General features: G+C 37.0%; 26 protein-coding genes. 24 read left to right on the forward strand and 2 right to left on the reverse strand.

What is annotated here, in order from left to right:
* Window positions 1-417 precede the first annotated feature (417 nt).
* A complete protein-coding gene (locus MHH73_RS00160) occupies window positions 418-606 on the reverse strand; it encodes a sigma factor G inhibitor Gin (RefSeq protein ID WP_318245524.1) in 189 nt (62 codons plus the stop codon).
* 166 nt (window positions 607-772) lie between these two features.
* Here MHH73_RS00160 and MHH73_RS00165 point away from each other — a divergent pair, with 166 nt between their 5' ends.
* The 10 genes from MHH73_RS00165 (at window position 773) to rsmI (ending at window position 7945) form a co-directional block, all read left to right on the forward strand.
* Window positions 773-2206, forward strand: coding sequence for an aminotransferase class I/II-fold pyridoxal phosphate-dependent enzyme (locus MHH73_RS00165; protein WP_341063970.1), 1434 nt, complete (start codon window positions 773-775; stop codon window positions 2204-2206).
* Entirely contained in the window at window positions 2199-2837 is a 639-nt protein-coding gene (gene tmk, locus MHH73_RS00170; RefSeq protein WP_341063972.1) for a dTMP kinase, read from the forward strand. The genes MHH73_RS00165 and tmk overlap by 8 nt, the downstream gene beginning before the upstream one ends.
* Window positions 2838-2930: 93 nt before the next feature.
* Window positions 2931-3260 (forward strand): cyclic-di-AMP receptor, encoded by a 330-nt coding sequence (locus MHH73_RS00175; RefSeq protein WP_191816994.1) that lies wholly within the window; start codon window positions 2931-2933, stop codon window positions 3258-3260.
* Window positions 3261-3278: 18 nt separating this feature from the next.
* A complete protein-coding gene (locus MHH73_RS00180) occupies window positions 3279-3719 on the forward strand; it encodes a YaaR family protein (protein WP_095371305.1) in 441 nt (146 codons plus the stop codon).
* 13 nt (window positions 3720-3732) lie between these two features.
* Window positions 3733-4740, forward strand: coding sequence for a DNA polymerase III subunit delta' (gene holB / locus MHH73_RS00185; protein ID WP_191816995.1), 1008 nt, complete (start codon window positions 3733-3735; stop codon window positions 4738-4740).
* The gene (locus MHH73_RS00190; protein ID WP_191816996.1) at window positions 4733-5557 is read left to right on the forward strand and encodes a PSP1 domain-containing protein; all 825 of its coding nucleotides are present in this window, start codon (window positions 4733-4735) and stop codon (window positions 5555-5557) included. The genes holB and MHH73_RS00190 overlap by 8 nt, the downstream gene beginning before the upstream one ends.
* A gap of 13 nt (window positions 5558-5570) precedes the next feature.
* The gene (gene yabA / locus MHH73_RS00195; RefSeq protein ID WP_191816997.1) at window positions 5571-5927 is read left to right on the forward strand and encodes a DNA replication initiation control protein YabA; all 357 of its coding nucleotides are present in this window, start codon (window positions 5571-5573) and stop codon (window positions 5925-5927) included.
* Window positions 5928-6064: 137 nt separating this feature from the next.
* Window positions 6065-6805: a tRNA1(Val) (adenine(37)-N6)-methyltransferase gene (locus MHH73_RS00200; RefSeq protein ID WP_191816998.1), complete on the forward strand. Its 741-nt coding sequence runs from the start codon at window positions 6065-6067 to the stop codon at window positions 6803-6805.
* Entirely contained in the window at window positions 6795-7064 is a 270-nt protein-coding gene (locus tag MHH73_RS00205) for a GIY-YIG nuclease family protein (protein WP_341063978.1), read from the forward strand. Before MHH73_RS00200 ends, MHH73_RS00205 begins: the two co-directional genes overlap by 11 nt.
* A gap of 5 nt (window positions 7065-7069) precedes the next feature.
* Window positions 7070-7945, forward strand: a complete 876-nt coding sequence (gene rsmI / locus MHH73_RS00210) for a 16S rRNA (cytidine(1402)-2'-O)-methyltransferase (protein WP_341069585.1) — start codon at window positions 7070-7072, stop codon at window positions 7943-7945.
* Between the two features lie 36 nt (window positions 7946-7981).
* On the opposite strand, the gene MHH73_RS00215 is transcribed toward rsmI, so the two are convergent.
* The gene (locus MHH73_RS00215; RefSeq protein WP_191817036.1) at window positions 7982-8272 is read right to left on the reverse strand and encodes an AbrB/MazE/SpoVT family DNA-binding domain-containing protein; all 291 of its coding nucleotides are present in this window, start codon (window positions 8270-8272) and stop codon (window positions 7982-7984) included.
* A 521-nt stretch (window positions 8273-8793) separates the two neighbouring features.
* Between MHH73_RS00215 and metG the strand changes: the two genes are divergently transcribed.
* The 14 genes from metG (at window position 8794) to MHH73_RS00285 (ending at window position 22668) form a co-directional block, all read left to right on the forward strand.
* Window positions 8794-10755, forward strand: a complete 1962-nt coding sequence (metG, locus tag MHH73_RS00220) for a methionine--tRNA ligase (RefSeq protein WP_191817000.1) — start codon at window positions 8794-8796, stop codon at window positions 10753-10755.
* Window positions 10756-10960: 205 nt separating this feature from the next.
* Complete coding sequence (locus MHH73_RS00225; protein ID WP_341063979.1) at window positions 10961-11728, forward strand: TatD family hydrolase; 768 nt, start codon at window positions 10961-10963, stop codon at window positions 11726-11728.
* Window positions 11729-12172: 444 nt separating this feature from the next.
* Complete coding sequence (locus MHH73_RS00230) at window positions 12173-13375, forward strand: G5 and 3D domain-containing protein (protein WP_191817038.1); 1203 nt, start codon at window positions 12173-12175, stop codon at window positions 13373-13375.
* 247 nt (window positions 13376-13622) lie between these two features.
* Window positions 13623-14183 carry a ribonuclease M5 gene (gene rnmV / locus MHH73_RS00235; protein ID WP_191817002.1) on the forward strand — a complete coding sequence of 187 codons (561 nt, stop codon included), beginning with the start codon at window positions 13623-13625 and terminating at the stop codon, window positions 14181-14183.
* Window positions 14176-15057, forward strand: coding sequence for a 16S rRNA (adenine(1518)-N(6)/adenine(1519)-N(6))-dimethyltransferase RsmA (gene rsmA / locus MHH73_RS00240; protein ID WP_191817003.1), 882 nt, complete (start codon window positions 14176-14178; stop codon window positions 15055-15057). The genes rnmV and rsmA overlap by 8 nt, the downstream gene beginning before the upstream one ends.
* 209 nt (window positions 15058-15266) lie before the next feature.
* A complete protein-coding gene (yabG, locus tag MHH73_RS00245) occupies window positions 15267-16175 on the forward strand; it encodes a sporulation peptidase YabG (protein ID WP_191817004.1) in 909 nt (302 codons plus the stop codon).
* A 270-nt stretch (window positions 16176-16445) separates the two neighbouring features.
* Window positions 16446-16709 carry a biofilm formation stimulator Veg gene (veg, locus tag MHH73_RS00250; protein ID WP_095371290.1) on the forward strand — a complete coding sequence of 88 codons (264 nt, stop codon included), beginning with the start codon at window positions 16446-16448 and terminating at the stop codon, window positions 16707-16709.
* A gap of 146 nt (window positions 16710-16855) precedes the next feature.
* Window positions 16856-17029 carry a small, acid-soluble spore protein, alpha/beta type gene (locus tag MHH73_RS00255; RefSeq protein WP_191817005.1) on the forward strand — a complete coding sequence of 58 codons (174 nt, stop codon included), beginning with the start codon at window positions 16856-16858 and terminating at the stop codon, window positions 17027-17029.
* A gap of 400 nt (window positions 17030-17429) precedes the next feature.
* On the forward strand, window positions 17430-18308 hold the full coding sequence (gene ispE, locus MHH73_RS00260; protein ID WP_445662508.1) for a 4-(cytidine 5'-diphospho)-2-C-methyl-D-erythritol kinase: 879 nt from the start codon (window positions 17430-17432) through the stop codon (window positions 18306-18308).
* Between the two features lie 65 nt (window positions 18309-18373).
* Window positions 18374-19195, forward strand: coding sequence for a pur operon repressor (gene purR, locus MHH73_RS00265; RefSeq protein WP_191817007.1), 822 nt, complete (start codon window positions 18374-18376; stop codon window positions 19193-19195).
* 24 nt (window positions 19196-19219) lie between these two features.
* Entirely contained in the window at window positions 19220-19594 is a 375-nt protein-coding gene (locus tag MHH73_RS00270; protein ID WP_191817008.1) for a RidA family protein, read from the forward strand.
* A 238-nt stretch (window positions 19595-19832) separates the two neighbouring features.
* Complete coding sequence (gene spoVG, locus MHH73_RS00275; protein WP_095371285.1) at window positions 19833-20126, forward strand: septation regulator SpoVG; 294 nt, start codon at window positions 19833-19835, stop codon at window positions 20124-20126.
* Window positions 20127-20321: 195 nt separating this feature from the next.
* The gene (gene glmU, locus MHH73_RS00280) at window positions 20322-21695 is read left to right on the forward strand and encodes a bifunctional UDP-N-acetylglucosamine diphosphorylase/glucosamine-1-phosphate N-acetyltransferase GlmU (protein WP_341063985.1); all 1374 of its coding nucleotides are present in this window, start codon (window positions 20322-20324) and stop codon (window positions 21693-21695) included.
* A 19-nt stretch (window positions 21696-21714) separates the two neighbouring features.
* Complete coding sequence (locus MHH73_RS00285; RefSeq protein WP_095371283.1) at window positions 21715-22668, forward strand: ribose-phosphate diphosphokinase; 954 nt, start codon at window positions 21715-21717, stop codon at window positions 22666-22668.
* Window positions 22669-22670: the final 2 nt, after the last annotated feature.

A 22670-nucleotide genomic window follows, 5' to 3' on the forward strand; every position in this document is an offset into this window, starting at 1 on the left:
AATGGCTTAGTAGAGAAAAGGATTCAAAAGAAAAAGGGAGAGTAGCGTGAGTAAAAAGCGGAAGATGATTTCAATTTTTCATTATTGGTGAACACAGTTTTAATCCGTTTGTTTGGTTATTGGATATTTGAATGTGAGCCTAGTTCATAAAGAGTTATTTTATTCTGAAGTAAAATATAAACTTGTTGAGCTTGATGGTTTAATAGAAATCAAAAATGTATGTTTAGTTCGGATTTTTTCTTTCAATAATTGAAGTTGTAGAGTCTCCTTTGAAGAGAGTCATTTATACATATAGGAAGATAAGTGCGCCATATGACGAAAGCACACAGTAGACAGGCTTGTAAATTAAAAAAACTCCCTAATATTTGTTAAAATAATAGAGAAGATCATAAGATAAGTATAGAAGCAAAAGGGAAACTAAGATAAAATTTCAGGTGTAGTGACTCTTTTTAATTGTTGGACATAATAATTATAATGTGGGTCATCTGTTGCAGTATTCACGATTTGTTCCTCACAATCCATACAAATAAAAGAAGTATATAAATGGATACCAGCAGATTGTGATTGATCACAGATTACACATGTTTTTTCATTAAACGTTTTCACAAATGTCACCTCCGTACATTCAATCATAGCCAATGATTATAAAATATATACAATATTTAGAATTTAACTCTCATAAATGAGTTGTTAACAGTTTATGTTTGTCATCACCAATAGGTGTATGTCTATACAGTAATTTATTTAAACTAATAAAAAGGATTTGCGTTCAATGGATCAGAAACAAATGCCGTTAGTCGAAAAGTTAATACAGCATATAAAAAGAAAGCCTGAAAATTATCATGTACCAGGTCATAAAGGAGGGAGTCTGCTCACTGGGGTGAATGAGGTTGATGATTATTTTCGGCAACTTTTACAATTGGATTTGACAGAAATCAATGGGCTTGATGATCTTCATTCTGCTGAAGATGTAATCAAAGAAGCTCAATCCTTGCTTGCCGATTTATACGGGGCTAAAAGAAGCTTTTTTCTTATAAATGGTTCTACGGTAGGTAATTTAGCGATGATCTGTGGCACATTAAAAAGAGGGGATCGTGTGCTTGTTCAAAGGAATAGTCATAAGTCTATTTTGAATGGCCTTAGACTTATTGGAGCTGAACCCATTTTTATCATGCCTGAATTCAACAAAGAGTGGGGTATAAGTGAAGGTGTTTCCTATACTCATATTGAAGAAGCATTAAATAAGTATGAAGACATTAAAGCTGTTATTCTTACATATCCGAGTTATTATGGTACAGTGTATCCATTAGAAGATATTATTGCACTGTGCCGCGAAAAAAAAGTATTCGTTTTAGTCGATGAAGCACACGGTGCTCATTTTATAGCGAATACAAGATTTTTTCCACCCTCTAGTTTACAATTAGGGGCAGATGTAGTTATACAATCTGCCCATAAAACATTGCCAGCTTTAACAATGGGAGCCTTTCTTCATATTCAAGGTGATCGAGTGGATGAAGACAACATACAGGAATATTTAAGTATGTTGCAATCAAGTAGCCCATCTTATGTTATTATGGCTTCATTAGATATGGCTAGATTCTTTGTCAGTCAATATACAGAAGAAGATGGTAAACATTTAGTCGAACGAATAAATGAAGTGAAGAAGGAATTGAGTGCTATTGCTGGACTAGCTATTATGCCAACAGATGACCCATTAAAACTGGCTTTAAAGTTTAAGCATATGAGTGGTTATAAACTACAAGGGTTACTAGAGAATCGAGGTATTTATACAGAATTAGCTGATCCGATGAATGTTTTATTTGTACTTCCATTATTAAGATGCGACGATGAGGATCGTTTCAATAAAATAATAGATGCATTACAAGAAATTAGCACTGACATCCCCAATGGAGAAAAAGAGGTAAAGGTGAATCCAATTCCATCTCATTCAGAATTAGTAGAGGTACCCAAGGCAGCAATGATTGTTACAGTTCCTTTTACAAGTGCAATTGGTGAAATTAGTGCACGCATGGTAACACCATACCCACCTGGTATTCCTTTAATATATAAAGGTGAAAGAATTACACAAGAGCATATCACTAGTTTGCAAGGTTATTTAAATGAAGGTGCACGGATTCAGAACAGGGAAAATTTAAATCAATCATGCATAGAAATATATAAGACAGCGAGGGACAATGATGACTAAAGGTTACTTTATTTCAATAGAAGGTCCAGATGGGGCAGGGAAAACGACGATTACAGAAATGGTTAAGGAACAATTAGAAGCAGAAGGATATAATGTCGTACATACGAGAGAGCCTGGTGGCATTGCTATTGCAGAACAGATCCGGGCTGTTATACTGGATCCGAAGAATACAAAAATGGATGCAAGAACAGAGGCTTTACTTTATGCCGCAGCAAGACGACAACATTTAGTTGAAAAGGTCTTACCAGCCCTTGAAATGGGTAAGATTGTACTATGTGATCGATTTGTTGACAGCTCTATTGCTTATCAAGGATTTGCAAGAGGGATTGGTATTGAGGAAGTTTGGTCCATCAATCAGTTTGCCATTGAAAATGCTATGCCTCAATTGACTTTATATTTCGACATCGCACCAGAACGAGGGTTACAGAGAATTAATCAAAATAAGGGCAGGGAAGTAAATCGTTTAGACTTAGAAGATTTACAGTTTCATCAAAAGGTATATAAAGGATATGAAATTGTACGGAAGCAAGCATCTAATCGCATCCAAACGATCAATGCCGATGCCAGTGTTGAAAAAGTATTTGAGCAAACGATGGATATTGTGAGAAAAGCTCTTCAATATAAAGATTAACCTACTTGGCGAAAAATTCGGTCAGTATATCTCTGTTTGTGCATAGAATAACTGATATAATAGAAGAAAGTATGGATATAGGAGGGTGGTATGATGAAGCTCGTATTAGCAGTCATACAAGATCAAGATAGTAGTAAATTGTCTAAAGCATTAGTGGATCATAATTTTCGTGCAACGAAATTAGCCAGTACAGGAGGATTTTTAAAGTCGGGTAATACAACCTTTTTAATTGGTACGGAAGATATTCGAGTAGACAAATGCTTACAGGTCATTAAGGATAATTGCCAATCGAGAGAGCAACTTGTTGCGCCGGTTTCACCAATGGGTGGTAATGCCGATTCATATATTCCTTATCCTGTTGAAGTAGAAGTAGGTGGAGCGACGGTATTTGTTCTTCCAGTAGAACAATTCCATCACTTCTAAACCTATTTGGAGGCATAAATGAAGATTAATCAAGATTTACGTCTTAATATAGATAATAGAAGGCAAGATAGTAAGCACCCTATCGGATCGCAAGTGCGTTTTAATGACCTGGTGCAGAAAAGTGGTCAAAAAATGCAGATGACACAAATGCAAATGCTCTTAGGTGATATAGAATCAGCTGGCCAGAGGGTAGCTAAGTCTAGGAGCTTTAAAGATTTAGCAAAATACAAAATGCTTGTTAAGCGTTTTGTGAAAGAGACTGTCGAGTATGGGTTGGATATTAAGCAATCACATAGTTGGAATCAACTAGGACAAAGTAGGTCATTGAAAATTGTAGAAACGATTGATGAAAAGCTGGCTCAACTAGCCGATGACCTACTTTTGCAAGAGAAAAGCGCCATTGATATTCTTAGTAAAATTGGAGAAATCAAAGGGTTATTAATAAATTTATATACGTAAGTGAGTGGTCAGCATGACAAAAACATGGGATCAAATAGAAGAATTACAGCCAGTCGTGTTGAAGATGCTTAAAAATAGTTTAAGTAAGGAACGCCTTGCCCACGCCTACCTTTTTGAAGGATTGAAAGGAACAGGAAAAAAAGATACGGGTATGCTTCTAGCAAAGAGTCTTTTTTGCACTGCCCCACTTAACGGCTATGTTCCATGTGAAACATGTAATAATTGTAAAAGGATTAATCATTTTAACCACCCGGATGTACATCTTGTTGAGCCGGATGGGCAATCGATAAAGAAGCAGCAAATTCGGTCATTACAAGAAGAATTTTCAAAACGAGGCGTTGAATCCAGTAGAAAAGTATATATCATCGTTCATGCTGATCGGATGACAACAAACGCAGCAAATAGTTTGCTGAAATTTCTCGAAGAACCGCATATGGATACTACAGCAATTTTACTGACAGAACAATCTCAGCGAATGTTACCTACTATATTATCAAGGTGTCAAACGATCTCATTTCAGCCAATCGCTGCAAAATTTTTAGTACAACAATTCGTAGATTATGGTGTAAAAGAAAAATATGCCCCGTTACTTGCGCAAATTACCCATAATTTGGACGATGCTTTAGCATATAGTAATGATGATTGGTTTGTACAAGCACAAAAAATAGTGTTAAAATTATACGAAGTACTTAAAAAAAATCCGTTACAAGCGATGGTCACTCTCCAAGAAGAATGGTTTCCACATTTTAAGGAGAAGGAACATCAGGATTTAGGTTTAGACTTATTACTTCTTTTATTAAAAGATTTGTTATATATACAGCTTGATAAGAGTGATAGGCTCGCCTATACGCATGAGCTTAGCTGGCTAGAACAACACGCGCTTCATACATCTAATAGAAAGTTAACAGAGCAAATGTCTGCAGTTTTAGGTGCAAAAAGGAAGCTGCAAGCAAACATGAATGCGCAGCTGTTAATGGAACAGCTAGTGTTAAAGATGCAGGAGGGATCTTCATTTGTATGATGTAGTAGGTGTTCGCTTTAAAAAAGCGGGCAAAATATATTATTTTGATCCCGGTGATCTTCAAATACAAAAGGATGACTTTGTCATTGTCGAGACTGTAAGAGGAGTGGAATACGGTAAAGTTGTTATTGCTCCTAAAAAGGTTGGAGAACATGATGTAGTCCTACCTTTAAAAAAAGTTCTACGTATTGCTGATCAAAAGGATCGTATGATTGTAGAAGAGAATAGACAAGCGGCTAAAGAAGCTTATCAAGTTTGTTTAGAAAAAGTAACTACACATCAATTGGATATGAAATTGGTGGACGTTGAATATACTTTTGACCGCAATAAGGTCATCTTTTACTTTACAGCTGATGGTAGAGTGGATTTCCGTGAACTAGTAAAGGATTTAGCGGCTATTTTTCGGACAAGAATCGAACTTCGTCAAATTGGTGTTCGTGATGAGGCGAAGATGCTTGGTGGCATAGGCCCGTGTGGGAGAATGCTTTGTTGTTCCACCTTTTTAGGTGATTTTGACCCCGTTTCGATCAAAATGGCTAAGGATCAAAATTTATCTTTGAACCCAACGAAGATATCTGGTTTATGTGGGCGCTTAATGTGCTGTTTGAAATATGAAAATGATGAGTATGAAGCGGCTAAAAAAGAGCTCCCAGATGTAGGGGAATGGGTGAAGACACCCGAAGGTTCTGGAAGGGTAGTAGGATTAAATATACTTGAAAGAATTCTACAAGTTAACCTGAAGGAACAGGAAAGAGTGCTTGAATTTACGTTAGACGAAATTAGTGAGAATACCGTGTCAGTTCAATCCACAGATTAATGAGGTGGAATGCTTGGATAAAAAAGAAATCTTTGACTCTGTAGGTAATATGGAATCGCAAATCGGTCAATTACATTTTCAGCTTGGTGAGTTGAAACAGCATCTTGCTGAGGTGTTAGAAGAGAATAATGCATTAAAGTTGGAAAATGAACATTTACGTAGAAGATTAAAGATTACATCCGACCGAGAAAAGAAAAATGAGCAGCAGAAGGAAGAAACAGAGAAAGAAAAACTCTTTGATATAGGGGAAGGCTATGACAACCTTGCTAGGCTATATCAAGAAGGCTTCCATATTTGTAATCTTCATTTTGGTAGTCCTAGAAAAGATGGGGATTGCTTGTTCTGTTTATCATTTTTAAATAAAAAATAATCGATACCTTCCTTCTAAACAAGGAAGGTTTTTTTAAAGATATAACATTCGTTTTCTGGTGTAGTGGAGGCATTTCACCTTGGGGCTTCAACCGATAAGTAGAACGAAGTGTGCTTTTTAGTAATGGAGGAAGAGGAATGGTTATTTTAAAGGGTGATGAAAGGTTAGATCATTTGTTAGCAGAAGGATTGAGAATTATTCAGAGTCCTTCCGTATTTTCATTTTCGGTTGATGCCGTTTTATTGGCTCGATTCACTTACTTACCAATACAAAAAGGAAATATCATTGATTTATGTAGCGGTAATGGTGTGATTCCTTTGTTTTTAAGTGCAAGAACAAAAGGAATGATTACAGGAGTGGAAATACAAGATCGTCTTGTTGATATGGCGAATAGAAGTATTCAATATAATCATCTAGAGAATCAAGTGAAGGTGTTAAAAGGGGATGTGAAAGGCATTGCTCGGCAATTAGGGTATGCTAAGTATGATGTGGTGACATGCAACCCACCGTATTTTCCAGTTGATACCAATAAACATAAAAATGAAAACGAGCATTATGCCATTGCTCGGCATGAGATTCTCTGTACATTAGAAGATACAATTCAGTCAGCTAGTCAGCTAGTTAAGCACGGCGGAAAAGTTTCTTTTGTTCATCGCCCAGGAAGGTTATTAGATATTGTGACATTAATGAGGAAGTATGAGATAGAACCAAAACGGATCCAAATCGTTTATCCTGAGCAAGGAAAAGAAGCGAATGTGCTTCTAGTGGAAGGCATTAAAAAAGGAAAACCTGACTTAAAAATATTGCCGCCATTGTATATCTATGAGCCATCGGGTGAGTATACAAAGGAAATGAGGTTGATGTTGTTTGGAGACTGAAACTCATTACTTTTACGTTCTCGAATGCATTGACGGTACCTTCTATGCTGGGTATACAAATAACCTTACACAAAGGATAAAAAAGCATAATGCTGGAAAAGGGGCTAAATATACAAGGGGAAGAGCACCGTTAACGCTTATTTTCCATCAAATATTTGCAAGTAAGTCCGAGGCGCAGAAAATGGAATATCGTTTTAAACGATTGAGTAGACAGAAAAAAATTGAATGGATGAATACCCAAAGAGAAGAAGGTCGGTGAGTAATGTGCAACAACAGAAGAGTTTCCATATGGAGAATGAAAAAGGCATTCTCTACTTAGTGCCAACACCTATAGGTAATCTAGAGGATATTAGCTATCGTAGCTTAAGAATATTAAAGGAAGCCGATTGGATTGCAGCGGAGGATACGAGGAATACAAAAAAACTATGCAACTACTTTGAGATAGAGACTCCCATCATTAGTTACCATGAGCATAATAAAGAGAGCAGCGGTTATAAATTACTTGCGAAGTTGCAAGACGGAGAGAAAATTGCGCTTGTCAGTGATGCAGGTATGCCAACCATTTCTGATCCAGGCTATGAGCTGGTTACTAGTGCCATTGAAGAGAATCTCACTGTTGTCCCATTACCTGGTGCGAATGCCGCACTTACAGCATTGATTGCTTCAGGGCTACCGACACAGCCGTTTTACTTTTATGGATTTTTAAATCGGCAAAAGAAGCAGAAAAAGGCAGAGTTAGAGACGCTTTCGAAAGTATCTTCTACAATTATTTTATATGAATCTCCTCATAGGTTGAAGGAAAGTTTACAGCTCATGTTAGATATATTAGGCGATCGCTCAATTGTTTTAAGTAGAGAGCTAACGAAGAAGTATGAAGAGTTTATTAGAGGGTCGATCAGTGAAGCAGTAGAATGGGCAAGTCAATCAGAAATTCGCGGGGAATTTTGTTTAATTATTGAGGGCTGCAAAGAGCCAGTAGAAGAAAGTAAGTGGTGGGAAGGGTTATCTATTGAAGAGCAGATTACCTATTATATAGAAGAAAAAGGTTTGAAAAGTAAGGATGCTATTAAACAAACGGCGCTAGACCGTGATATGAGTAAACGTGAGGTATATAAAGTTTATCATATTGATGAAGCGTAAAAAATAGAGACTCGCAAATAGGAGTCTCTTTGTTATTTATTTAGTTAGTTCAAAATTGTTTTGGATTTCTTTAATTAATTGCTCAGCGCCATCTTTGCTAAGGATTAATTTTCCACCCGCTAGTGAAATGTTATCATCAGATACTTCACCAGTTACTTGGCAAGTCATGTTTGGCTTATATTTCTTTAAGATGATTTTTTCATCATCCACATAAATTTCTAATGCGTCTTTCTCAGCAATACCAAGCGTACGTCTAAGTTCAATTGGAATAACTACACGACCTAATTCATCAACTTTACGAACAATACCAGTAGATTTCATAATAATTGCTCCTCCCAGTCATCTATCTAATTATTTATCTTTTTCGTCATTATTCGACAAAAATCATTGTTGATATTATAATACCAACCATTGCCATAATCGTCAATTACTTTATTTTATTTTTGTGTGGAAATAATTAACATGACCAAGAATGTTGATTTATCAACATTTATGATGGAAAAGTCATGGATACAAACTCACCCATTTTTTAGTAGACGTACATACCTCGATTCGACATACCGACAAAATTCGACAAATTCCACTTATGTGTCTATTTTCCTGTCGAAACTTTAATTGGAACATGGCGTTAGAAAAAACACGGAGATTGCCATAAAACCATGGCTTCACCCTTCGGAAATGTTGCACAAATTCAAGTTTTTAGGTATATTTTGAGGAAGATAGAGGCTAAGATGACTCATATATATTCTTTTTTCATGCAATGAAGAAACAATAAAAAATATAGGGTCAGAAATGAGAGATTAGACTCGTCATAAGGACGGGTTTTTTAAAATGAGGAGGAAATAAACATGGAGGAAAAATTAAAGACTTTTTATTTAACCACTCCAATTTACTATCCGAGCGGAAATTTACATATCGGACATGCTTATACGACTGTTGCTGGTGATGCAATGGCACGTTATAAGCGTCTAAGAGGTTATGATGTAATGTATTTGACGGGTACTGATGAGCATGGCCAAAAAATTCAAGAAAAAGCGGAAGAAAAAGGGGTTTCTCCTCAAAGTTATGTGGATGAAATCGTTAGCGGTATCCAGGACCTATGGAAAAAGTTAGATATTTCTTATGATGACTTTATTCGTACAACAGAAACAAGACATAAAGAAGTTGTTGAGAAGATTTTTGCTCAATTATTAGAGCAAGGTGATATTTATCTTGGGGAATATGAAGGTTGGTATTGTACGCCTTGTGAATCGTATTTTACTGAAACACAATTGGTTGAAGGCAACTGTCCAGATTGTGGGAGACCGGTTCATCGTGTGAAAGAGGAGTCATATTTCTTTAAAGTGAGTAAGTATGCGGATCGGTTACTACAATATTACGAAGACAACCCTTCTTTTATTCAACCAGAGTCTAGAAAAAATGAAATGATTAATAACTTCATTAAACCTGGATTAGAGGATTTAGCTGTATCTCGTACAACATTTGATTGGGGTGTGCCAGTTCCGGGAAATCCGAAGCATGTCATTTATGTATGGATTGACGCCTTGTCAAACTATATTACGGCATTAGGATATGGTTCAGATAATGATAGTAAGTATTTGAAGTACTGGCCTGCAGATGTTCATTTAGTAGGAAAAGAAATTGTGCGCTTCCATACTATTTACTGGCCAATTATGTTAATGGCGTTAGACTTACCATTACCAAAGAAAGTATTCGCTCACGGTTGGTTATTAATGAAAGATGGTAAGATGTCTAAATCTAAAGGTAATGTAGTAGATCCAGTTACATTAATTGATCGTTATGGTCTAGATGCGTTACGTTACTATTTATTGCGCGAAGTGCCGTTTGGCGCTGATGGTGTATTTACACCTGAAGGTTTCATCGAGCGTATTAATTTTGATTTAGCCAATGATTTAGGAAATCTCTTAAACCGGACAGTGGCCATGATTAATAAGTACTTTGACGGCTTTATTCCAACTTATCGTGGGTCAAACGGTGAATTTGATCAAGCGCTTGTACAAATGAATGAAGAGACAGTTGGAAAATATGAAGAAGCAATGGAAAACATGGAGTTTTCAGTTGCCCTGTCTGCTGTATGGCAATTGGTCAGTCGTACGAATAAATATATTGATGAAACAAAGCCATGGATGCTTGCGAAAGAAGAGAATACACAAGAGGAACTAGCAACGACGATGTACCACTTAGCAGAATCGTTAAGAAGAATCGCCGTTCTATTACAACCGTTCTTAACAAGAACACCAGAGAAGATCTTTACGCAGTTAAATGTAAACAAAGAAGAGCTCATCTCTTGGGAGAGCATTGAGACATTTGGTAAAATTGGCGAAGGTATAAAAGTACAAAAGGGCGATCCTATTTTCCCTCGTCTTGAAATTAGTGAAGAGGTTGAGTATATTAAGCAAAAAATGCAAGGTAGTGCACCTCAAGGGGAAAAAGAAGAGAAGCAAGTACAAGCGAAACCAGATAGTGAGGAAATCACGATTGATGACTTCATGAAAGTGGATTTACGGGTTGCTCAAGTTGTAGAGGCTGAACCAGTCAAAAAAGCGGATAAGTTATTAAAATTACAACTGGATTTAGGTTATGAAAAACGTCAAGTTGTTTCAGGTATCGCAAAATTTTACAAACCAGAGGAATTAGTTGGCCGCAAAGTCATTTGTGTAACCAATCTTAAACCTGTTAAATTGCGTGGGGAATTATCTGAAGGAATGATTCTTGCTGGAAGTGAAGATGGCGCATTATCATTAGCGACAATTGCAGAATCATTACCAGTAGGCGCGAGAGTCAAATAATATCCGATTAATGGAAGCAGAAGGTTTTAGAACATAGAAATGTGATCCGTTATAAAGACGATGATGCATTTCTATGTTTTTTATTTTTCTATAATATATTTAAATAAAGTTATTAAGGTTAAATCTATATAGTAAGAAGAAAGTTGTTCATTGAATATAATAGTTGTTAGTTTTCTAAAATAATAATAAAAAAGGAGAAATCAGGATGCTATTTGATACACATGTTCATTTAAATGCGGAACAATATGACGAGGATTTGGAAGAAGTGATTATGCGGGCAAGGGAAGCTGGGGTTGAAAAAATGGTCGTCGTTGGTTTTGATCGACCTACGATAGAAAGAGCAATGGAACTGATTGAACAATATGATTTCCTTTATGCGAGCATTGGTTGGCATCCAGTTGATGCGATTGATATGACTGAAGAAGATTTAATTTGGATAGAGGAATTATCGAAGCATCCAAAAGTTGTTGCAATCGGAGAAATGGGGTTAGATTACCATTGGGATAAATCACCAAAAGATGTGCAAAAAGACGTGTTTAGACAACAAATACAATTGGCTAAAAAAGTAAAATTACCGATTATTATTCATAACCGTGAAGCAACAGCGGATATCGTAGAAATATTAAAAGAAGAAAATGCCGCTGAAGTAGGAGGGATAATGCATTGTTTTAGTGGAAGTCCTGAAACAGCTAAAGAATGCATTGATATGAATTTTTATATTTCATTAGGTGGCCCCGTTACTTTTAAAAATGCTAGAAAGCCAAAGGAAGTGGCAGCAGAAATCCCATTAGAAAAATTGTTGATTGAAACAGATTGCCCATATTTAGCTCCGCACCCATTCCGTGGCAAACGCAATGAACCAAGCTATGTGAAGCTAGTTTGTGAACAAATTGCTGAAATTAAAAACATACCAGTAGAAGAAGTTGCAGCAATTACTACCGAAAATGCCAAAAAATTATTCGCTATAAATTGACAGCAAATATTGTCAAAAAAAAGAGAAGCTTGTCCAAATGTTTTCTTATACCAAAAAGTTCTACACAGGAATCTGTCCTCATAGGATAACCGTGTCGATATCTCTCACTTTGCAAAAAAATGCTTTTTCTGCATAATAGAGCGTACGTGCAGAAAAAATTTTTTCTTGTATGGAAAGAGGGAAAAAAGAGTGTTTCGGAGAATAGAAGGTATATCAGTTTGCCTGACTTCTGAAATGCTCGATCGATTCAGTATTTTTAGGGGGTGTGGATGATAAGGTGAACGCTCTTTTCTTGAACTCTTTATAAGGGGAAGAGGAATACTTGGGGATGTTCCGTTTTATCTTTCCCTCCAAAAAATCAGATAGTGAGTGTTGACAGTCAGCAAGATAGTCTATATAATCACTCCGAGAGAAAAGGAGGCAATTTTCATCGTGATAAATTACATGAAAAACCTGTTATCCAAGTCTTTGAGCAAGAAAAAATGGGCAATTATCTTTGCTAGTCTAATCGTTACGATTACAGCTAGCGGTTTTTTAATCTTTGAAATGACAAAGAAAACCGTTGCGCTAACATTAGATGGTGAGGAACGAACAATAAATACACACGCAAAAACCATTCAAGAGATATTTGACGAAATGGATATAGGATTACGCTCAGAAGACTATGTGTATCCCTCGGTGGATAAAGCCGTTAAGGACAATATGGAAGTAGTCTGGAACCCTGCCGTGCAGGTGAAGATTACTGACAAAAAAGATTCCGAGGTCATATGGACAACAGCTGATACTGTGCAAGAGCTGATAGATAAAGAGAATATAGAATTAAGTAAACATGATGTCATTGAGCCTAAGCTAGGCGATGCAATTACAAGTAAGATGGACATCAAGATTGATCGCGCGTTCAAAATAAAATTAGCAGACGGTGCGAACGATAAAACTGAAGAAGTGTGGTCAACTTCGACTACGGTCGCTGACTTTTTATCGCAACAAGATATTAAGCTAGGAAAATTAGATCGTGTTGAACCAAAGTTGGATGAGACAGTCAAAGAAAATGACGTAATAAAAGTCATCAGAGTTGAAAAGGTCACCGATGTAGTGGAAGAACCAATTAAATATGCGGTCGTAACTAAAAAAGACGACAGCTTGAACAAGGGTAGTGAAAAGGTTCTTGAGAAAGGCAAAGAGGGACTTTTGAAAAAAGAATTTGAAATTACTCGTGAAAATGGAAAAGAAATCTCTCGTAAATTACTTAGTGAAGAAAAAGTAAAAGAATCAAAAGATCATATCGTTGCAGTTGGAACAAAAGTTTCTCAACCAGCGACAAAAGTGGCTTCTCGCGGCGAGACGAATGAATCTAGCGGTAAAGAGATGTATGTTAGCTCGACTGCCTATACTGCAGGCTGTAACGGCTGTTCAGGTGTCACAGCGACGGGATTAGATTTAAAATCTAATCCAGGAGCAAAAGTGATAGCGGTAGATCCAAGCGTTATTCCTTTAGGGACAAAAGTATATGTGGAAGGTTATGGTTATGCTGTAGCTTCCGATACGGGATCTGCTATTAAAGGGAATAAGATTGACGTATTTTTCTCTAGTAAGTCTGATGCTTATCGTTGGGGACGTAAGCAAGTGAAAATACGTGTACTTAATTAGATGGTGTTTGTAAGCAGAGGAAATCGTCCTCTGCTCTTTTTCTGTTAGTTCATTTTCGCATTTTCTTTCGAAGGATGTTTCATATATAATAAAATGCATGCTAACTTGCTGCACTATTATTATATATATTTAGACGATTAACATTACAGAAATGTTTCACTTTTTTTGCAAATAATTCATTCTTTTTAAAGTAAGTTTGCTGAACAAGTATATATTGGAACTTTTTAGTGAACGGATAGGTGTTAAAATGAAAATAAAAGAGATTATCGTAGTAGAAGGTAAAGACGATACTGTCGCAATTAAAAGGGCATTAGATGCCGATACAATTGAAACAAATGGCTCAGCGATTAATTTTGAGACATTAGAAAAAATAAAACTGGCACAAAAAACGAGAGGTGTAATTGTTTTAACAGACCCTGATTTTCCTGGTGAGAAAATCAGACATACGATTACAAAGCACGTACCACAGTGCAAGCACGCCTTTATTGATAAACAGTTTGCCATAGCTAAGCATGGTAAAGGTGTAGGTGTAGAGCATGCTTCTGTTGAAGTGATACGAGAGGCACTCTCTCATGCCTATGTCATGACAGAGGAAGCTGTGGCGGAAGTGACGCAAGCAGATTTAATGGATGCTGGCCTAATTGGTGGCAATGACGCAAAGAAGCGCCGAGAAGAGCTAGGCAAGATTTTAAAGATAGGTTATGCCAATGGCAAGCAACTGCATAAACGTTTAACAATGTTTCAAATTACAAAGAAAGCCTTTTTGGCAGCGGTAGCTAAAATGGACAAGGAGCTTGATTATGAATAAGGATATTGCCACACCGATACGAACGAAAGCAATTTTAGAGAAGCATGGCTTTTCGTTTAAAAAGAGTTTAGGTCAAAACTTCTTAATAGATACGAATATATTAAATCGCATTGTAGATCATGCTGAATTAACACCCGAGTCTGGTGCAATTGAAATTGGACCTGGTATTGGTGCATTAACGGAGCAACTGGCTAAGAGAAGTGAGAAGGTTTTAGCTTTCGAAATCGATCAGCGCCTATTACCAATATTGGCAGATACACTTGCGCCTTATTCAAATGTAAAAATCATTAATGAAGATGTGTTAAAGGCGGATATTATTGCGGCGATACAACAAGAATTTGCCAATATCGATGATTTAATGGTCGTTGCTAATTTACCTTATTATGTTACGACGCCAATCATTATGAAGTTATTAGAGGATCAGCTCCCGATTAGAGGTATTGTATGTATGTTGCAAAAGGAGGTCGCAGAGCGTATTTCTGCGAGTCCAGGCACTAAAAGCTATGGCTCTCTTTCGATTGCGATTCAATATTATACAAAAGCAGAGACTGTCATGATTGTTCCTAAGTCTGTCTTCATTCCTCAACCGAATGTCGATTCAGCTGTTATTCGCTTAACAAAATTAGATCAACCAGCAGTGAAAGTTCAAGATGAAGACTTCTTCTTTACAGTAACAAGAGCAAGCTTTGCACAAAGGAGAAAAACCATCCTCAATAATTTAACGAGTCAGTTAGAGAAGGGGAAAGAAAGAAAAGAGTTCATTGTCCAAGCTTTAAATCAAGCAGGGATTGAACCAACGAGAAGAGGAGAGACGTTAGGGTTAGAAGAATTCGCTCGTTTGGCTGATGCATTACTACCTCACTTTCGTTCATAGGATCTACTAATAAATAGAAATTAGCACATGAACCGGACTAATGACTTTTTTTAAAAGTGTTTAGTCCGGTTTTTTATTTGGATGTTGGCATTGGCTATTTCCTTAGTTAAGGTGAAGAGGCGCTATAGAGAAGCACAGGTCCAAGCATTGGCGCATAATTTAACTAAAGAAACAGACTCAGGGAAATGGCCCAAAATGGAGTGACGACTGTGACTATAAAATTAATGGATATCGTTGGGAGGGTTTCCTATCGTTGTGATATTATGTTCCGTGTTATTGACATAAGAGAGCATGATGGGAAAAAGATGGCGGTATTATATGGAGAAGATATAAGGCTCATTGCAGATGCTCCTTATGAGGATCTTATTATCATGAGTCAGTCTGATCAGCGAAGAATTATGCAGGAATTCCGCACGCTTGAAGAACAATCTCTTGAATTATTCCGTCAAGATGTTCATCTATTGCAGGAGAAAAGAGAATATACAGTAACTGAGGGATATAGTAAAGCAGCTAATTATTTTCAATTGCCTGGGAAGGTATTACATCTTGATGGTGACCCAGGGTATTTAAAGAAATGTTTAACGGTATATGAGAAAATCGGAATTCCAGTTACTGGACTACACTTAAGTGAAAAAGATATGCCTCGTGTTATTGGGGAATTAGTGGATTATTATCGACCGGATATTTTAGTTATTACTGGTCATGACGCATATACAAAGGCAAAGGGAAGTAAGTCAGATATAGAAGCTTACCGCCACTCTAAGCATTTTGTACAAACGGTGAAAGAAGCGAGGAAGAAGGTTCCTCATTTAGACCAACTGGTCATCTTTGCTGGAGCTTGTCAATCTCACTTTGAATCCCTCATACATGCTGGAGCGAATTTTGCCAGTTCTCCATCTAGAGTAAATATTCATGCGCTAGATCCGGTTTATATTGTAAGTAAAATTAGTTTTACTCCTTATAATGAGCATATTCGTGTTTGGGATGTGTTAAGAAATACACTATCTGGGGAAAGAGGTTTAGGTGGTGTAGAAACAAAAGGTGTGCTTAGAACCGGTATGCCATTCCATTATGAGGAAGAAGAAGAGCAACCTATTGATCCGTTTGGGACATTGTAAAAGGAGTTTGCCTTTTTGGAGAAATGATAAATAAGGTTATGTTAGAGAGGCTTGCCAACGTCGGTAGGGCTTCTTTTTTATTTGGAAAAATAAGATTCTCATTTATTTTACATAATTTCCAAAAAGATGGGGAATGTTAGGGATGTAGAAAATTAGCAAAAAAAGTAGAACGAAATGTGTTGCAACTGTTTTTGTTTATTGATATAATTAATAATTTTACTTGACTTAATTGTGGTATGGTGGTATACTTTTTATAGTGAGGTGGACCGAATGGGAAAAACATTATTGGATATTAAAAAGGCACTTGATTCAAATCTTGGTAAAAGGCTCATGCTCAAGGCTAATGGCGGACGCAGAAAGACAATTGAACGGTCTGGCGTTTTAGCTGAAACGTATCCATCTGTATTTGTCATCGAGTTAGATCAAGATGAAAATGCATTTGAACGCGTATCTTACAGCTATGCGGATGTTTTAACAGAAACGGTTCAAATTACTTTCTATGAAGACACATCAGGACAAGTTGCTTTAAGCTAACCTTATATAACATCAACAAAAGCGGCAAACGAATTGCTGCTTTTTTGTGTTTTATAAAGGCTAGTACAACTACTAGTAATTACCGTTATGAAAGCATCTCTTTTGAGGAACGATAGGAGTAGCAATGAATAAGGAGTGACTTAAGGATGAGTAGAAGAAGGCGAATCATGTCAGAAGGAATGAAAGAAGAACTCGCTAAAGAATTAGGCTTTTATGATACAGTTCAACAAGAAGGCTGGGGCGGAATTACTTCTAAAGATGCTGGCAACATGGTGAAAAGAGCAGTAGAGAAAGCCTTAGCATCCTATCGTACAAAATGAATTCATTGTGCTTTTATTAAGAAATAGAGATGAATAAACGCTATATGCTCCCCCATAAAGTAGACAAAAACTGGCTACCTATGGAGGAGTTTTTTTGTGCTTAAAAATAGAACAAGAGTTAGGTGGACGATTTGTGATTGGGCAAGCCCTGTAAATCGAAGCAGACATCTACACCACAACTCCCTTAGGGTTTGGCGGGACATCATGTTTCTAAAAAAACAATCCATCGAAAGGCTAATTTCTGCTTGCTTATTTATCAGTGTGAAAACGCATATTATCCCCTGGCTAATGTTAAAAAATTAATCTTAATATTGAATAATATTATTGCATACGTCTTACTTTTCTTGTTTTGTGGTAAAATAGGACAAAAAATGGAGTCGTCCTGAAATTTGTAAAGTAGGTGGAGAGTTTGAAACTTTTAGTAAAGGCTCCTGCTAAAATCAATTTATCATTAGATGTCCTCGGTAAACGAGAGGATGGTTATCATGAAGTAGAAATGATTATGACAACCATTGATTTGGCAGATCGTCTTGAATTAACGTTATTGGATAAAGATGAGATAAAAATTGTTTCACATAATCGTTTTGTTCCAGATGACCATAGGAACTTAGCTTATCAGGCAGCACATTTGCTAAAGCACAGGTTTAATGTGAAGCAAGGGGTTAGTATTGCGATTGAAAAAGTGATTCCTGTTGCTGCAGGATTAGCTGGGGGAAGCAGTGACGCAGCAGCCGCGTTAAGAGGCTTAAATAAGCTGTGGCAATTAGGGTTAACGATTGATGAGTTAGCGGAAATCGGTGCAGAAATCGGCTCTGATGTATCTTTTTGCGTTTATGGAGGGACAGCCCTTGCTACAGGTAGAGGAGAGCTTATTCAAGCTTTACCAGCTCCACCAACATGCTGGGTGATTTTAGCTAAACCTTTTATTGGTGTTTCGACTGCTGAGGTGTATCGTCGCTTAAATTTACAAGGAATTGAACATCCGCAAACATTAGGAATGATGAAGGCTATTGAAAATCAGTCTTATAGTGAGGTTTGCGCACATATGTCTAATGTCCTTGAAAGTGTGACGTTAAAAATGCATCCAGAGGTTAACCAAATTAAAGAACAGATGCAGAGATTTGGTGCGGATGCAGTATTAATGAGTGGTAGTGGTCCGACTGTATTTGGTTTAGCGCAGCATGATTCTCGTATGCACCGTATTTATAATGGGCTAAGGGGATTTTGTGACCAAGTTTTTGCAGTTAGACTGCTTGGAGAACAGCATAAACTTGATTAAAGGCGTATGATAATGTAATATTATCGTTATAATATTCGGTTTTTTAATTAAAAGGAGGGCCAATCATGAAATTTCGTCGTAGTGAACGTCTAATTGATATGACACATTATCTTTTAGAGCATCCAAGACAATTGGTATCCTTAACCTTTTTCTCAGAAAGATATGGTTCAGCTAAATCATCCATTAGTGAAGATTTAGCGATAATAAAAGACACTTTTGAGCTTCGCGGAATAGGCACGTTAGAAACAGTTCCTGGGGCAGCGGGTGGCGTGAGATATCAGGTGAAGGTACGAGATGAAGAAGCGAAACCGATCATTGCTGAATTATGTGAGTTAATTGCAAGTCCTGATCGGCTCTTGCCAGGCGGTTACCTTTATATGACTGATATTTTAGGTGACCCTATGATTGTACAAAAATGCGGTAAGCTAATTGCATCGGCGTATATTAATAAAAATATTGATATGGTTATGACAGTTGCAACAAAAGGAATTGCACTTGCTTATGCAGTCGCTAATTATCTTAATGTTCCTGTTGTCATTGCCAGAAGAGATAGTAAAGTGACAGAGGGATCTACTGTCAGCATTAACTATGTATCAGGGTCTGCAAAAAGGATTCAGACGATGGTTCTTTCTAAAAGAAGTTTAGAAGAAGGTTCGAAAGTGCTTATTGTTGATGATTTTATGAAGGCTGGCGGCACAATTAATGGCATGATTAGTATGCTAGACGAATTTAAAGCTACACTAGCTGGGATTGCTGTCTTAGTAGAATCAGAAAATGCAGATGAACGTTTAGTTGATGAGTATGTATCTCTCGTGCAGTTAGCAGATGTAGATGTTAGAGAGAAACGTATTAATGTAACAGAAGGAAACTACTTCAAAAGGATTTAAGTTGGGAGAGGGAGGAAGGTTGAAATGAAAATCGTTCAAACGAATGAAGCTCCAGCGGCTATTGGACCGTATTCTCAAGGTATTGTTGTAAATAATATGTTTTATAGCTCGGGACAAATACCATTAACCAAAGATGGTGTGATGGTAGATGGTGATGTAAAGGATCAAACCCATCAAGTATTTAAAAATTTACAAGCAGTATTACAAGAAGCAGGTGCATCACTTGAAACAGTCATCAAGACAACCGTCTTCATCCAAGATATGAACGACTTTGCGACTGTGAATGAAGTTTATGGAGAGTATTTCAATAACCATCAACCCGCTCGCTCTTGTGTAGAGGTAGCAAAATTGCCAAAAGAAGCAAAAATTGAAATAGAAGTAATCGCACTTGTGAAGTAAATCTCGTGTGACAAGATACACCATTCTAAAAAAAGGATGGTGTATTTTTTATGAGGAAAAAAGGAACTATCACTCAATAGATACAGTAAAAGAAGTATGATATTTGGAAGAATTTTAATGAGAGTCATCCATTTGTCCTAAAATTACGAAATATTTTTTCTAATTAAGAAGGAGTTTGAAATTATATGTGGAATTGTAAGTAAAGGATTTTATCTACTGGAAAAAGGTGGTGAACAGAATGGAAGTAACTGACGTAAGATTACGCCGCGTTAATACGGATGGCCGCATGAGGGCGATTGCATCTATTACTTTGGATCAGGAATTTGTCGTTCATGATATTCGTGTCATTGATGGTAATAACGGCTTATTTGTAGCGATGCCAAGTAAACGTACTCCGGATGGAGAGTTTAGAGATATTGCTCATCCGATTAATTCCGGGACTCGCGGTAAAATCCAGGAAGCAGTATTAGCAGAGTACCATCGTTTAGGAGAATTAGAGGAAGTAGAATTTGAAGAAGCGGGTGCTTCGTAAAAAAATAGACATGCAATAGGAGTTCATACATCTAAGGTATGGGCTCTTTTTTGTGTATAAATTAAGGGTGGGTTTAGACGTGTAAAAAAGTCATTCTAATTGACAAAAATATGTACTTTCCTTTCATTCCTTGAAATCATATGCTATTTAGGATATATTTTTTAATGGATAAAAAGGTTAATTGGAGGACTTTAAATGTCTAATCGATATGCGGTCATTTTAGCTGCTGGTCAGGGTACACGGATGAAATCTAAGCTATATAAAGTGCTACACCCTGTTTGTGGAAAACCAATGGTTCAGCATGTCTTTGATCAAGTATCTTCACTTGATATAAAAGATATTGTTACTGTCATTGGTCATGGAGCAGATCTAGTTCAATCACAGCTGGGAGAAGCGAGTGAATACCGTTTGCAGGAAGAACAGCTTGGTACGGCGCATGCCGTTATTCAAGCGAAAGATTTGTTGCGGGATAAAGAAGGTGTCACGCTTGTTATATGCGGAGATACACCATTGATCAAAGCAGAAACAATGGAAGCGTTATTTAAACATCATGAAGAACAATCTGCGAAAGCAACTATTTTAACAGCACATACTGGTCAGCCGACAGGTTATGGTCGTGTAGTGAGGAATACTGCTGGTCATGTAGAGAAAATTGTTGAGCATAAGGATGCGTCAGAAGAAGAAAGATTGATAGAAGAAATCAACACGGGGACTTATTGTTTCGATAACCAAGCTTTATTCCAAGCGCTATCACAAGTATCTAATGATAACGCCCAAGGTGAATATTATTTACCTGATGTCATTGAAATCTTAAAAGCCCAAGGTGAAATCGTTACAGCGTATCAAACACCTGACTTCGAGGAAACATTAGGAGTAAATGATCGGGTGGCGTTATCACAAGCTGAGATGTATTTAAAGAAACGTATCAACGAACGTCATATGAAAAATGGTGTAACAATTGTTGACCCATTAAATACTTATATCGGTGTCGATGTCGAAATTGGTTCAGATACAATTATTTACCCTGGTACTATGTTGATGGGTCATACCATTATTGGTGAGGATTGTGAAATTGGCCCTTCTACTCAGATTGAAAACTGTCAAGTTGGCAGAGAAACGGTCATAAAGCAATCAGTGGCACATGATAGTGAAATTGGTGCGGCAGTAAAGATTGGTCCCTTTGCCCATATTAGACCACAATCGCAAATTGATGACGAAGTTAAAATTGGCAACTTTGTAGAAATAAAGAAAGCAAAGTTTGGCAAGGGTAGTAAAGCTTCACATTTAAGCTATATTGGTGATGCTGAGGTCGGAAAAGACGTTAATTTAGGCTGTGGTTCAATAACAGTTAACTACGATGGAAAGAATAAATATTTAACAAAGATAGAAGACGGTGTATTTGTTGGGTGTAACTCAAACTTGGTTGCCCCAGTTACAATTGGTGAAGGTGCTTATATTGCAGCTGGATCTACGATTACAGATGATGTACCAGGCAATGCCCTATCTATCGCCCGTGCTCGTCAAGTAAACAAAGAAAATTATGTAGATCAATTAAATCAAAAGAAATAAAAATTTATGGAGGCGCATCATGTCAAACCAGTATTTAGATCCCAATTTAAAAGTATTCACTTTGAATTCAAATAAAGGACTTGCCAGTGAAATTGCTAAATTTATCGGTGTAGAATTAGGTAAATGTTCGGTTACGCGTTTTAGCGATGGTGAAATCCAAATTAATATCGAAGAAAGTATTCGTGGTTGTGATGTGTATGTAATCCAATCAACTAGTAATCCAGTAAATGAGCATTTAATGGAATTATTAATTATGATTGATGCCTTAAAACGAGCATCTGCTAAAACAATCAATATCGTTATGCCTTATTACGGATATGCTCGTCAAGACCGTAAAGCACGTGCGCGTGAACCGATTACTGCGAAACTTGCTGCCAATTTATTAGAAACAGCTGGCGCAACACGTGTGATTACGCTCGACTTACACGCTCCACAAATTCAAGGATTCTTTGATATTCCAATCGATCACTTAATGGGTGTACCGATTCTATCTGAATACTTTAAGAACAAGGTAGAGGGAGATATTGTTGTTGTCTCACCTGACCATGGTGGTGTAACAAGAGCACGTAAGATGGCAGATCAATTAAAAGCGCCAATTGCCATCATTGATAAGCGCCGTCCTAGACCAAATGTGGCAGAAGTAATGAATATTGTTGGTAATATTGAAGGAAAAATCGCTATTCTTATTGATGATATTATCGATACGGCTGGTACAATTACTTTGGCTGCCAATGCACTTGTCGAAAATGGAGCTGCAGAAGTGTATGCTTGCTGTACACACCCTGTTTTATCCGGACCGGCAATTGATCGTATTGAAAACTCACAAATTAAAGAGCTAGTAGTGACTAACTCTATTGTTCTTGATGAAGAGAAGAAAACAGGAAAAATCGTCGAGCTATCTGTGGCATCTCTTATCGGAGAAGCAATTATTCGTGTCCACGAAGAGCAATCTGTAAGCGTGTTGTTCGATTAATC

It is taken from the genome of Cytobacillus sp. FSL K6-0265 (assembly GCF_038003465.1).
GTDB classification, from domain to species: Bacteria; Bacillota; Bacilli; order Bacillales; family Cytobacillaceae; genus Cytobacillus; species Cytobacillus stercorigallinarum.

Excerpts from the sequence above, each read along its gene's own strand:
- MHH73_RS00165 (WP_341063970.1), top strand. The coding sequence starts at position 773 with ATGGATCAGAAACAAATGCCGTTAGTCGAAAAGTTAATACAGCATATA.
- tmk (WP_341063972.1), top strand. The coding sequence starts at position 2,199 with ATGACTAAAGGTTACTTTATTTCAATAGAAGGTCCAGATGGGGCAGGG.
- MHH73_RS00175 (WP_191816994.1), top strand. The coding sequence starts at position 2,931 with ATGAAGCTCGTATTAGCAGTCATACAAGATCAAGATAGTAGTAAATTG.
- MHH73_RS00180 (WP_095371305.1), top strand. The coding sequence starts at position 3,279 with ATGAAGATTAATCAAGATTTACGTCTTAATATAGATAATAGAAGGCAA.
- holB (WP_191816995.1), top strand. The coding sequence starts at position 3,733 with ATGACAAAAACATGGGATCAAATAGAAGAATTACAGCCAGTCGTGTTG.
- MHH73_RS00200 (WP_191816998.1), top strand. The coding sequence starts at position 6,065 with ATGGTTATTTTAAAGGGTGATGAAAGGTTAGATCATTTGTTAGCAGAA.
- metG (WP_191817000.1), top strand. The coding sequence starts at position 8,794 with ATGGAGGAAAAATTAAAGACTTTTTATTTAACCACTCCAATTTACTAT.
- MHH73_RS00225 (WP_341063979.1), top strand. The coding sequence starts at position 10,961 with ATGCTATTTGATACACATGTTCATTTAAATGCGGAACAATATGACGAG.
- MHH73_RS00230 (WP_191817038.1), top strand. The coding sequence starts at position 12,173 with ATGAAAAACCTGTTATCCAAGTCTTTGAGCAAGAAAAAATGGGCAATT.
- rnmV (WP_191817002.1), top strand. The coding sequence starts at position 13,623 with ATGAAAATAAAAGAGATTATCGTAGTAGAAGGTAAAGACGATACTGTC.
- rsmA (WP_191817003.1), top strand. The coding sequence starts at position 14,176 with ATGAATAAGGATATTGCCACACCGATACGAACGAAAGCAATTTTAGAG.
- veg (WP_095371290.1), top strand. The coding sequence starts at position 16,446 with ATGGGAAAAACATTATTGGATATTAAAAAGGCACTTGATTCAAATCTT.
- MHH73_RS00255 (WP_191817005.1), top strand. The coding sequence starts at position 16,856 with ATGAGTAGAAGAAGGCGAATCATGTCAGAAGGAATGAAAGAAGAACTC.
- purR (WP_191817007.1), top strand. The coding sequence starts at position 18,374 with ATGAAATTTCGTCGTAGTGAACGTCTAATTGATATGACACATTATCTT.
- MHH73_RS00270 (WP_191817008.1), top strand. The coding sequence starts at position 19,220 with ATGAAAATCGTTCAAACGAATGAAGCTCCAGCGGCTATTGGACCGTAT.
- spoVG (WP_095371285.1), top strand. The coding sequence starts at position 19,833 with ATGGAAGTAACTGACGTAAGATTACGCCGCGTTAATACGGATGGCCGC.
- glmU (WP_341063985.1), top strand. The coding sequence starts at position 20,322 with ATGTCTAATCGATATGCGGTCATTTTAGCTGCTGGTCAGGGTACACGG.
- MHH73_RS00285 (WP_095371283.1), top strand. The coding sequence starts at position 21,715 with ATGTCAAACCAGTATTTAGATCCCAATTTAAAAGTATTCACTTTGAAT.